The 11,523-nt window shown below is 57.0% G+C and carries 8 protein-coding genes and 2 pseudogenes; 4 read left to right on the forward strand and 6 right to left on the reverse strand.

The window, feature by feature from the left end; translation table 11 throughout:
* The first annotated feature begins 212 nt into the window (after nt 1–212).
* Nucleotides 213–1,898: an alpha,alpha-trehalase gene (locus tag OKF39_RS14255; RefSeq protein ID WP_047367795.1), complete on the forward strand. Its 1,686-nt coding sequence runs from the start codon at nt 213–215 to the stop codon at nt 1,896–1,898.
* A 60-nt stretch (nt 1,899–1,958) separates the two neighbouring features.
* Here OKF39_RS14255 and OKF39_RS14260 read toward each other — a convergent pair whose 3' ends face one another.
* Both OKF39_RS14260 and OKF39_RS14265 read right to left on the reverse strand, forming a co-directional pair.
* Nucleotides 1,959–4,061, reverse strand: a complete 2,103-nt coding sequence (locus tag OKF39_RS14260) for a TonB-dependent siderophore receptor (RefSeq protein WP_473711343.1) — start codon at nt 4,059–4,061, stop codon at nt 1,959–1,961.
* A gap of 112 nt (nt 4,062–4,173) precedes the next feature.
* Nucleotides 4,174–4,428, reverse strand: coding sequence for a GlsB/YeaQ/YmgE family stress response membrane protein (locus OKF39_RS14265; protein ID WP_028013508.1), 255 nt, complete (start codon nt 4,426–4,428; stop codon nt 4,174–4,176).
* A gap of 207 nt (nt 4,429–4,635) precedes the next feature.
* Between OKF39_RS14265 and ycgR the strand changes: the two genes are divergently transcribed.
* Complete coding sequence (ycgR, locus tag OKF39_RS14270) at nt 4,636–5,367, forward strand: flagellar brake protein YcgR (RefSeq protein ID WP_028013509.1); 732 nt, start codon at nt 4,636–4,638, stop codon at nt 5,365–5,367.
* 36 nt (nt 5,368–5,403) lie between these two features.
* Here the strand turns inward: ycgR and emtA are convergent, their stop codons facing one another.
* A complete protein-coding gene (gene emtA / locus OKF39_RS14275; protein WP_028013510.1) occupies nt 5,404–6,015 on the reverse strand; it encodes a membrane-bound lytic murein transglycosylase EmtA in 612 nt (203 codons plus the stop codon).
* A 106-nt stretch (nt 6,016–6,121) separates the two neighbouring features.
* Here emtA and ldcA point away from each other — a divergent pair, with 106 nt between their 5' ends.
* Nucleotides 6,122–7,036, forward strand: a complete 915-nt coding sequence (gene ldcA, locus OKF39_RS14280; protein ID WP_041909506.1) for a muramoyltetrapeptide carboxypeptidase — start codon at nt 6,122–6,124, stop codon at nt 7,034–7,036.
* Between the two features lie 88 nt (nt 7,037–7,124).
* Nucleotides 7,125–8,792 (forward strand): annotated as a pseudogene (locus OKF39_RS14285) (potassium/proton antiporter); the annotation flags it as partial.
* 3 nt (nt 8,793–8,795) lie between these two features.
* Here OKF39_RS14285 and OKF39_RS14290 read toward each other — a convergent pair.
* From OKF39_RS14290 to OKF39_RS14300, 3 genes and pseudogenes are all read right to left on the reverse strand, one after another.
* Nucleotides 8,796–8,888 (reverse strand): annotated as a pseudogene (locus OKF39_RS14290) (hypothetical protein); the annotation flags it as partial.
* A gap of 16 nt (nt 8,889–8,904) precedes the next feature.
* On the reverse strand, nt 8,905–9,975 hold the full coding sequence (dadX, locus tag OKF39_RS14295; RefSeq protein WP_047367798.1) for a catabolic alanine racemase DadX: 1,071 nt from the start codon (nt 9,973–9,975) through the stop codon (nt 8,905–8,907).
* A gap of 9 nt (nt 9,976–9,984) precedes the next feature.
* Nucleotides 9,985–11,283: a D-amino acid dehydrogenase gene (locus OKF39_RS14300; protein ID WP_049138818.1), complete on the reverse strand. Its 1,299-nt coding sequence runs from the start codon at nt 11,281–11,283 to the stop codon at nt 9,985–9,987.
* Between the last annotated feature and the right edge of the window lie 240 nt (nt 11,284–11,523).

The following is an 11,523-nucleotide window of genomic DNA, read 5'->3' on the forward strand; positions in this document are numbered from 1 at the left end:
GGAGCATCGCCATTTCGACTACATAGCCTTTTGGGTTCTATTATTTTTTTTGTTGCACAACAAATCCTTCCGGACAGGGCGTGCGAAGCGGTAAATTGTCTGGTTCTGCGCAAAATGGGATATTCAACACGCGAAGCGGGCAATATTCGTCTAAGGTTTTCAGGTGATTGATAACAGCGGTCACGCTGCTCAGGAATACAGGAGACGAACCGATGATAAGACCTCGTACTTTACGCCCTGCTCTTTTGCACCTCGCGCTGGGAGGCGCGCTGCTCGGTGTGGCAACGATGGGTTATGCTGAAGAACAGCCAGCCTACCAGAAAAATTCACCCGATATTTTGCTTGGCCCTCTGTTTAACGACGTGCAGAGTGCCAAACTGTTTCCCGATCAGAAAACCTTTGCCGATGCCGTTCCCAAAAGCGACCCGCTGATGATTCTGGCGGATTACCGGATGCAGCACACCCAGACAAGCTTTGACCTGCGCCACTTTGTGGAGATGAACTTCACGCTGCCTGCGGAAGGTGAAAAATATGTGCCGCCTGCGGGACAAAGCTTACGTGAGCACATTGACGACCTCTGGCCTGTGCTGACGCGCACCACGGATAAAGCCAGTAACAAATGGGATTCCCTGCTGCCGTTACCGAAACCTTACGTTGTGCCCGGCGGGCGCTTCCGCGAGGTCTACTACTGGGATAGCTATTTCACCATGCTGGGCCTGGCGGAGAGCGGCCACTGGGACAAAATCAGCGATATGGTGGATAACTTTGCGTATGAGATTGATACCTTCGGCCATATCCCCAACGGCAACCGCAGCTATTACCTGAGCCGCTCCCAGCCGCCGTTCTTCTCACTGATGGTTGAGCTGCTGGCGACGCATGACAAAGACGCGCTGAAAAAATACCGTCCACAAATGGAAAAAGAGTACACCTACTGGATGGAGGGTGTAGAAAGCCTTCAGCCTGGGCAGGCTAACCAGCGCGTGGTGAAGCTCGATGACGGTTCCGTACTCAACCGCTACTGGGACGATCGCGATACCCCGCGCCCGGAGTCCTGGCTTGACGATATCACCACGGCGAAGAGCAACCCTAACCGGCCTGCGACGGAGATCTACCGCGATTTGCGCTCCGCAGCGGCCTCGGGCTGGGACTTTAGCTCCCGCTGGATGGACGACCCGCAAAAGCTCGGCACCATCCGCACCACCAGCATTGTGCCCGTCGATCTGAACGCCCTGATGTTTAAAATGGAAAAACTGCTCGCGCGAGCAGGCCAGGAGGCGGGCGACAGCGCGGCGGCGAGTAAATACGAGGCATTAGCAACCGCGCGTCAAAAAGCCATTGAGCGCCACCTGTGGAACGATAAAGAGGGCTGGTACGCCGATTACGACCTCAAGAGTAAGAAGGTGCGCAACCAGCTCACGGCGGCGGCCCTCTTCCCGCTCTACGTGAAGGCGGCGGCACAGGATCGCGCCGATAAAGTGGCCGCGGCCACCTCCGCACGCCTGTTGAAGCCGGGCGGTATTACCACCACCACCATCAACAGCGGCCAGCAGTGGGATGCGCCAAACGGCTGGGCACCGCTGCAGTGGGTGGCAACGGAAGGGTTGCAGAACTATGGGCAGGATAAGGTTGCAATGGACGTGACCTGGCGCTTCCTGAAGAACGTTCAGCATACTTACGACCGCGAGAAGAAGCTGGTGGAGAAGTATGATGTCTCTTCTACCGGTACCGGCGGTGGCGGCGGTGAATATCCGCTCCAGGATGGGTTCGGCTGGAGTAACGGCGTGACGCTGAAAATGCTGGATCTGGTTTGTCCGAAAGAGAAACCGTGCGACAGCGTGCCGGAAAATCAGCCTGCGGCGAACGATGAGGCTGCGCCGGTGAAAGCTGCGGCGCAGTAAGGGAGTATTGCCGGGTGATGGCTACGCCTTACCCGGCCTACATTTTGAACTCACAGGGATTTAGAAGCTGTAACTCGCCCCTAGCTGATACGTCCTGTCACGCCCAATCCAGCAGTTGGTCGCATCGTAGCAGGTCAGCGTCTCTTTATTGGTGATGTTCTGCATACTTGCCTTAAGCGTCAGCCCCGCCAGCGAAGGCAGAATTTCGCCCATCCGGTACGACGCCGCCAGATCGTACTGCGTGGTGCCCCCCAGCTTACCCGCATCGTTAGACGGTGAAATCTCCATCGGCCCGGTATAGCGCGCCCCGGCGCCCAGCATCAGCCCCTTCAGCGGCGTGCTCTCGAAGGTGTAATCCCCCCACAGGTTGAACGCATTTTCCGGCACCTGAGTGGGACGCTTGCCCTGGTATTTATCATCTTCGGTATTAATTACGTGGGTGTAGGCATAGTTGGCAATCAGCGTCAGGTTGTCCGTCGGGCGGCTGATGGCGGAGAGCTCCGCGCCTTTGGATTCCACTTCACCAGTCTGACGGTAGTTCAGGAAGCCCGGGTCGGAGGTGACGACGTTTTTCTGCCGGATGTTAAACACCGAGGCGGTAAACGTCGTGGCGTACTCGGCCAGCAGATATTTAACCCCTCCTTCCACCTGCTTGCTGGTGGTTGGCTTGACGTCTTTCGCCGTGAGCGTCCCCTGCGGCGAGACCGGTGCAAAACCCTCTGAATAGCTGATAAACGGCGAAATACCGTTATCGAAGGCGTAAAGCGCCCCCAGGCGTTTGGTAACGCGATCCTGCGATACCCAGGCCTTATCGCCGTTTTGCAGGTAATCGGTGGTGACGGAGCGGTAATCGTCGTAGCGCAGGCTGCCCAACAGACTTAAGCCGCCAAATTCCACCTGATCCTGCAGGTAGTACCCGTTCTGCTGGTAGCTGAGGCGGTTTTTCTGGGCGTTGTAGAGCCCCAGCGCGCTTTCGTGGATTTGCGAATAGTCCGGATTACGCATATCCATGTCCGGCGTAGTCGACGCGTAGCGGTAGTGGAAATGGGAGTTCAGCCTCTGATAGTCAAACCCGGCCAGCAGATGGTGTTTCCAGTCGCCCAGCGCAACGGTTTTAGTCACCTGGTTGTCGATGTTGAAGCTCTTAAGATCTTCATCGGTGGTATAGGCAAAGCGGTTAAGCTGATAGACCTCACTTCCCGTTCCCGTCGCGTAGACGCTGTTCTGGTGGGTATCGACGTCGAAATAGCGCGCTTTCTGATTAAAGCCCCAGCCGCTGTCAAATTCGTGTTCGAAGCTGTAGCCCAGCATCCACTGCCGCTGCTTAAACCCGCTCCACTCATCTCCGGCGTAATCCCGGCGATCGGCATATTTGGACCGCAGATAAGCGAGCGGCAGCGGGTTAGACGGCGTCAGGCTCGGGGAGTTTTGCGCCAGCGCATCCAGGGTGAGGCGGGTTTTACTGTCGGGTTGCCATGTAACGGACGGGGCGACCAGATAATTTTCATAGCGGCTGGTGTGCGGCTGATCGTCATTCTCCGTCGCCTTACCCAGCAGGCGGTAATTCCAGTCGCTGTCGGCAATTTGTCCGGTCGAATCGAGGTAGCCTTCTTTCAGATTACGGTTCCCGGTGTTAAAACCGACCTCGGTTCGGGCTTCCCGCTGCGGCTTTTTGCTTTGAATATTTACCAGCCCGCCCGGCGAACCGCCGCCGTAAAGCACCGATGAAGGCCCTTTCAGGATATCGACGCTCTCTATTAACAGCGGATCGATGCGCGCCTTGGTGTTACCGGTGACGTTATAGGGTAGCTGCAGTCCGTTGTAAAACTCCTGATCAACGGTAAAGCCACGAATTTTGTATTCGCTCATATAGGAGGTATTCCCCCGCACCTCGGTTGAGACGCCTGGGGCATAGCGCAGGATTTCATTCACGGAGTTCGCGTGACGCTTTTCGATCTCCGGCGCAGAGAGCGTGTTGATAACCTGCGGCGTTTTACTTTCGGCAACGGCCGATTTGGTGGCGCTGTTGGTCCAGGCCGGCAGCGCGCTGCCCTGCTCTGAGCCCGTGACGACAATGGTTGATTCTTCGGCGAAAGCCTGGACCTGCAATGCCAGCGTGACGGCACCCGCCAGGGTGCATAACGTAAAACGTGAGGAGTTCATAATGTCGTCTTGTTATTACATGCAATACGGAACGACAATTATTATCATTTAGATTAGCAAATCAATATGGCGGCAAAAAAAACGGCCCTCCGCAGAGAGCCGTTCTGTCATTTTATGCTCGTCGCAGTAATCTGAATATGCCCAGCACGACAATGGCTCCCACGACAGCGACCAGGAAACTGTGCATGTCGAAACCACTGATGTCACCACCAAAACCAAACATCGTCGCCAGCCAGCCGCCTACAACCGCACCAACGACCCCGAGTACGCAGGTCAAAATAAAGCCGCCGCCATCGTTTCCCGGCATGATCAGTTTTGCGATAGCGCCGGCAATAAGGCCAAAGATAATCCAGGCGATGATACCCATAGCAATGCCCTCTTGCAGATTAAACGCATGTGCAGAAAACCTTCTGCACAGCTAACTTAAGTATAGGTCATCACCGGAAAACCAGTTTCGTCTCACCGATTTATCCTGCGGACAACGGTAAAAAAATCTCACCGGTTTGTATTAAGTTTGAGGGTGGATTGCCGATAACACTAAGACAGTCTGTCATCAATCAAGGAGCCATCCGGCGTGAGTCATTACAGTGAGCAGTTCCTCAAGCAAAATCCGCTGGCTGTATTAGGGGTATTACGCGACCTGCAAAAAGGCGAAGTGCCGCTGCGCATCAGCTGGTCGAATAATCAGTTTATCAGCAAGATCCTTGACGTCTCGCAGGAGAGGCTGGTTATTGACCTGGGCAGCCTGGAGTATGAAAACCGCGCGGCGCTGAAAGCAGAGAATATCGTGGTCATGGCCGAAACCCATGGGGCCAAAGTGGAATTTGTCCTGCCGCGACTGGAACTGAGCGAATACCAGGGACTTCCGGCTTTTGTTACCCTCCTTCCTGGCAATCTCTGGTTTGTCCAGCGCCGTGAATATTTCCGCATCAGCGCCCCCCTTCATCCTGCCTATTTTTGTAAGGCCAAAATGCCGGACAAAAAAGAGATCCGCTTCCGTCTCTTTGACCTGTCGCTGGGTGGAATGGGCGCACTGATGGATACCCCGAAGCCGGAGGGTCTGGTAGAAGGCATGCGGTTCACGCAAATAGAACTGGATATGGCGGGCTGGGGCCGTTTTTATTTCGATGCACAGCTGATTGCCATCAGCGAGCGCACGGTGGTGGACAGCAAAAATGAAACGATTACCACGCCGCGTCTGAGCTTCCGTTTTCTGAACGTCGGGCCCGGCGCGGAGCGCGAGTTGCAGCGCATTATCTATTCGCTGGAACGGGAAGCACGGGAACGTGCGAATAAGGTTCTGTAGGAAAAGTCGGGCAGCGAGCGCCGCCCGTTTGCGGCATTACATGGCATCCATCGCTTTCTGTACTTTCCAGATATAGCGAGGCGCCTGCGGTGCCGGATGATTTTTCGCCACATGCTCGACGAACTCATCTTTGTCCATGTCGTTGATCTCCTCAATCGCCTCTTTGCGATCAGAGGAGAAAGTTCTGAGCAGCGCCCCGGCGCCATTCACGTACGAGACCACCAGCGCGTATTGCATCACTTCCGGATCCTCAATGCCCTTCAGCACGCCGTGTTCCAGAATGCTCAGGTAAGCGGTCCCCATAGAAATGTTGCGTTCCGGGTTCTTCAGCTCGCTGGTCGATGGCTGGCCGCTCCAGCCCATATAGCGGTAGACCTCTCTCCCCGCCGTAGAGGCTTTCAGCTGCATCAGCCCCACCGCGTTGGATTTGCTGACAAGCGTAGGATTGCCGCCGGACTCCACCGCAATAATGGCGGTGATCAGCCGCGGGCTGACGCCCCATGCCTTCCCGGCTTTTTCACTGATCGGCATCCACTGCATGGCCCGTTTCACCGGTACTTCCGGATTCCAGGGCGGGTTTTGATAATCATGTTTTGAACTACAGCCAGCCAGCAAAACAATCAAAAAAGCAAACCATCTCAATTTCACGTCATCTATCCTTATAGCCGGTCATCGCGGTGCGCCGCCCTTGAAGCAGGCGGCGTATACGCGGCATGATATAGACAATTAGTTTCTCATTCAGCAAGGAATTGCCATGTCTCAGTTTCATCTCATCGCGCCGTCGGGCTACTGTATTAACCAGGACGCGGCGCAGCGGGGCGTTCAGCGCTTACTGGAATCCGGCCATCAGGTAGAAAATCAGACAATTATCCCCCGCCGCCAGCAGCGTTTTGCCGGAACAGAAGCGCAGAGGCTAAATGATATCAATAGCCTGGTGAACCTGAAGGGCGAAAACCGAATAGTCCTTGCGGTGCGCGGCGGCTATGGTGCGAGCAGGCTGCTTGAGAGCATTGACTGGCAGGGCCTGGCGCAGCGCCAGCAGCAGGATCCGCTGCTGATATGCGGCCACAGCGATTTCACCGCCATCCAGCTTGGTCTTCTGGCGCTGCATAACGTCATCACGTTTAGCGGCCCGATGCTGGCCGGTAACTTCGGCGCGCCGGAACTGGACGCGTTCACAATGGAGCATTTCTGGCGCGCGCTGCGCAATCCCACCTACAGCGTTGAATGGCAAGGCAATGGACCGCACTGGGAATGTGAGGGCCAGCTCTGGGGCGGTAACCTGGCGATGCTAGTCTCGCTGATCGGCACGCCGTGGATGCCGCAAATCAAGGACGGCATTCTGGTGCTGGAGGATATTAACGAACATCCGTTCCGCGTCGAGCGCATGTTATTGCAGCTTTATCATGCCGGTATTCTCGATCGCCAGTCCGCGATCGTGCTGGGCAGCTTCAGCGGCTCTGCCCCGAATGACTATGATGCGGGCTACTCCCTGGAAACGATGGTCGATTTCATCCGCTCGCGGCTGGATATTCCGGTTATCACCGGGCTGGATTTCGGCCATGAGCAGCAGACCGTTACCCTTGCGCTGGGCGCGCAGGCGACGCTTACACATGATGTTTCGGGCAGTCGGTTAACGATCGGTGGTCATCCGGTCATAAAAGCATAAAAAACCCCCTTAATAAAACGCTGTTGCCGTTGTTAATATGTTAGGGTTTTAGTAACAGCGTTAACATTGAGGTGGGAGAAAGAGAACATTGGATGCCGCAGCGATAATCAGCCTTTTCATTCTGGGTTCTGTACTTGTAACCAGCAGTATTTTATTAAGTTCATTTTCATCGCGTCTTGGCATACCCATTCTTGTTATTTTCCTGGCCATCGGCATGCTGGCCGGCGTTGACGGCATCGGCGGTATCCCCTTCGATAACTATCCCTTCGCCTACATGGTAAGTAACCTCGCGTTGGCGGTGATCCTGCTCGACGGCGGGATGCGCACTCAGGCGAGCTCCTTCCGCGTGGCCTTAGGGCCTGCGCTGTCGCTGGCGACCGTCGGCGTGTTGATCACCTCCGGCCTCACCGGGATGATGGCCGCATGGCTTTTCAATCTCAATCTGATGGAAGGCTTGCTGATTGGCGCAATCGTTGGCTCTACCGATGCGGCGGCGGTCTTTTCACTGCTTGGGGGTAAAGGGCTTAACGAACGCGTTGGCTCAACGCTTGAGATTGAATCCGGCAGTAACGATCCGATGGCGGTGTTCCTGACCATCACGCTGATAGAGATGATCCAGCAGCACGAGACGGGCCTGAGCTGGATGTTTGCCCTGCATATTCTGCAGCAATTCGGGCTGGGGATTGTCATCGGCCTGGCGGGGGGATACCTGTTACAGCAGACGATCAACCGCATTTCTCTGCCCTCGGGGCTTTACCCTCTGCTGGCGCTGAGCGGCGGCATTCTCATTTTTGCCGTTACCACCGCGCTGGACGGCAGCGGTATTCTCGCCGTCTACCTCTGCGGGTTCCTGATGGGCAACCGCCCTATTCGCAACCGTCATGCTATTTTGCAGAACTTTGACGGCCTGGCGTGGCTGGCGCAAATCGGCATGTTCCTGGTGCTGGGCCTGCTGGTGACCCCGTCGGACCTGCTGCCGATCGCCGTTCCGGCGCTGCTGCTGTCGGCGTGGATGATCTTTTTCGCCCGTCCGCTCTCCGTATTTGCAGGCCTGCTGCCGTTTCGCGGTTTTAACCTGCGCGAGCGCGTCTTTATCAGCTGGGTCGGCCTGCGCGGCGCGGTGCCGATTATCCTTGCGGTGTTCCCGATGATGGCCGGTCTCGACAACGCGCGGCTGTTCTTCAACGTGGCGTTCTTCGTGGTGCTGATTTCCCTGCTGTTCCAGGGCACGTCGCTCGGGTGGGCGGCGAAAAAGGCCAAAGTGGTGGTGCCGCCCGTAGGCTGGCCGGTCTCCCGCGTGGGGCTGGATATTCACCCGGAAAACCCGTGGGAGCAGTTCGTCTATCAGCTGAGCGCCGACAAATGGTGCGTGGGAGCCTCGCTGCGCGATTTGCACATGCCGACTGAAACGCGCATTGCCGCCCTGTTCCGCGATAATGTCCTGCTGCACCCGACCGGCAGCACCCGCCTGCGCGAAGGGGATATTCTGTGCGTCATTGGCCGCGAGCGCGACCTGCCCGCGCTGGGCAAGCTGTTCAGCCAGTCGCCTCCCGTGGCGCTGGACCAGCGTTTCTTCGGCGATTTTATTCTGGAAGCCAGCGCCAAATTTGCGGATGTGGCGCTCATTTATGGCCTGGATGAAGGTGCAGAAGACGGTGATAACCCGCAAACGCTGGGCGAAATCATTCAGCAGCGGCTTGGCGCTGCGCCGGTTGTGGGTGACCAGGTGGAGTTTGCCGGGATGATCTGGACGGTGGCCGAAAAAGAAGATAACGCGGTGCGGAAGGTCGGTTTGAGGCCGATGGAAGAGGACGCGGAGTAGTTTTTTTGCCGGGTGGCGGCTTCGCGTCACCCGGCAAAGATACAAGTTACACCGTCACAACCGGCACTCTTGGTGCCAGGGCACACATCAGTTCATACCCTACCGTTCCCGCCGCGGCCGCCACGTCATCAATTTTGATTTCGTTGCCCCACAGCTCGACCGGTGAACCGATGCCCGCCTGCGGGCATGGCGTCAGGTCAACGGCCAGCATATCCATTGAGACGGTCCCCACCGTGCCCGTGCGCACCCCATCCACCCAGACCGGCGTGCCGGTCGGCGCGATACGCGGATAGCCGTCGGCATAACCGCCCGCGACGATGCCAATCCGCTGCTCGCCCTTCGCCCGGAAGCGGCTGCCGTAGCCTACCGTGTCGCCCGCCTTCAGCGTCTGCACGCCGATGATCTCGCTGCGCAGGGTCATGACCGGCCTCAGGCCGCTGTTGGCAATATCCTGCCACTGGCCTGAGGGTGATGCACCGTACAGAACGATCCCCGGACGCACCCAGTCATAGTGGGCTTCAGGATGCCAAAGCGTCGCCGCCGAGTTCGAAAGGGAGCGCGGACAATCGAGCCCTTCAGCCGCCTGCTCAATGCGGACCATAGCATCAGCAATGCCGTCCGGTTTTTCCGCATCGGCAAAATGCGCCATCAGCGTCATTTCGCCGACGTTTTTCAGGCCACGCAGCTGCTGCCAGACCGTATGCACCCGCTCAGGCTGGAAGCCCAGGCGGTTCATGCCGCTGTTCACCTTGAGATAAATATCCAGCGGAGCGTGGAGCTTCGCATCCTGAATGGCTTTAATCTGCCAGTTGCTGTGAACGCTGGTGGTCAGGCGATACTTATCCAGCAGCGGCAGATCGTCCGCGTGGAAGAACCCCTCCAGCAGCAGAATAGGCCCTTTCCAGCCGCGCTCGCGCAGCAGGATGGCCTCTTCGAGATTCAGTAACGCAAAACCGTCGGTCGCGCCGAGCGCGCTCCATATACGGTCAATACCGTGGCCGTAGGCGTTTGCCTTGACGACTGACCAGACGCGCGAACCAGGTGCTGCCCGGCGAACAATTTGCAGGTTTTCCTTCAGGGCCTGCAGATCCAGCTGAGCCAGAACAGGACGGGACATGACAACTCCTTAATTATGCGCGCCGTGCAGGTGCTGAGGACGCGATGGCGTAAATCCTGATTGATAGCGCGCTGCACTTAAATCGTCAAACGGAATTGCCGGCGTGCGCCCGGAAATCAGGTCGCTCAGCAGCTGGCCCGAGCCGCAGGCCATCGTCCAGCCGAGCGTGCCGTGTCCGGTATTGGTCCACAGGTTTTTATATGGCGTGCGGCCCACAATCGGCGTGCCGTCCGGGGTCATCGGACGCAGGCCGGTCCAGAATGTCGCCTGTTCCACAAACCCGCCGCGCGGGAAGAGATCGCCCACCACCATCTCCAGCGTTTCACGACGCGGCTGCAGCAGCTCGGTGTTGAAGCCGACAATCTCCGCCATGCCGCCGACGCGAATACGATTATCGAAGCGGGTAATGGCGATTTTGTAGGTTTCATCCAGGATGGTTGACACGGGCGCCCCGCTCTCCTCTTTCACCGGGATAGTCAATGAGTAGCCCTTGAGCGGGTAGACCGGAATATCGAGGATGCCTTTCAGCATGGCGGTGGAGTAGGAACCAAACGCCATCACGTAGGCATCCGCCTTTATCACCTCATCGCCGCACTTCACGCCGTAAATTTTTTCGCCTTCCGACAGCAGCTTGTCGACGGAGGTATTAAAGCGGAATTTCACCCCAGCCTGCTCGCACATGTGCGCCAGACGCTGGGTAAAGAGCTGACAGTCGCCGGTTTCGTCATTCGGCAGACGCAGACCGCCGGTCAGCTTGTGGGCCACTTCGGCCAGCGCGGGTTCCACCTGCCCCAGCTGGCTGGCTTCCAGCAGCTGATACGGTACACCGGCATCTTCCAGCACGGCGATATCGCGGGTGGCGTTTTCATACTGTTGCTCGGTGCGGAACAGCTGCAGCGTGCCGCCCTGACGGCCTTCGTACTCGATACCCGTCGACGCGCGCAGGGCTTTGAGGCAGTCACGGCTGTATTCCGCCAGACGCACCATGCGGCCTTTATTTTCCATATAGTGCCGGGTGTCGCAGTTGCGCAGCATCTGCCACATCCACTTCAGCTGGAACTGCGTGCCGTCAAGGCTGATGGCCAGCGGCGCGTGGCGCTGGAACATCCATTTGATCGCCTTCAGCGGCACGCCGGGCGCCGCCCACGGGGCCGCATAGCCAGGAGAGATTTGACCGGCATTTGCCGCACTGGTTTCAAGCGCCGGGCCGGATTCACGATCGATAACGGTAACCTCATGTCCCGCCTGACTTAAATACCAGGCGCTGGTTACGCCAACGACACCACTTCCCAGTATGACAACACGCATAGCCACTCCATCATGAGCAAAAGAACAATCATCTAATTACAGATTGATAACCTAGTTGAAAATATTATTCAACATACGACTTTTTTATGGTGACTTACCTCACACATCCCCCAGCATCAGGGGACAGGGATAATTTGGGATCTCCTGCTGAGCTTTATTTTTAACCAGCATAAAATTCTGATGAGTGCGCTTTTTTTGCCGTATCAAAAACGGGAAATCGCAAAGAAAAAATTTCTGCGC

The organism is Enterobacter cloacae complex sp. HYC042_NIDB (assembly GCF_056673315.1).

Excerpts from the sequence above, each read along its gene's own strand:
- OKF39_RS14255 (WP_047367795.1), top strand. The coding sequence starts at position 213 with ATGATAAGACCTCGTACTTTACGCCCTGCTCTTTTGCACCTCGCGCTG.
- OKF39_RS14260 (WP_473711343.1), bottom strand. The coding sequence starts at position 4,061 with ATGAACTCCTCACGTTTTACGTTATGCACCCTGGCGGGTGCCGTCACG.
- OKF39_RS14300 (WP_049138818.1), bottom strand. The coding sequence starts at position 11,283 with ATGCGTGTTGTCATACTGGGAAGTGGTGTCGTTGGCGTAACCAGCGCC.
- OKF39_RS14265 (WP_028013508.1), bottom strand. The coding sequence starts at position 4,428 with ATGGGTATCATCGCCTGGATTATCTTTGGCCTTATTGCCGGCGCTATC.
- ldcA (WP_041909506.1), top strand. The coding sequence starts at position 6,122 with ATGTCTCAGTTTCATCTCATCGCGCCGTCGGGCTACTGTATTAACCAG.
- dadX (WP_047367798.1), bottom strand. The coding sequence starts at position 9,975 with ATGTCCCGTCCTGTTCTGGCTCAGCTGGATCTGCAGGCCCTGAAGGAA.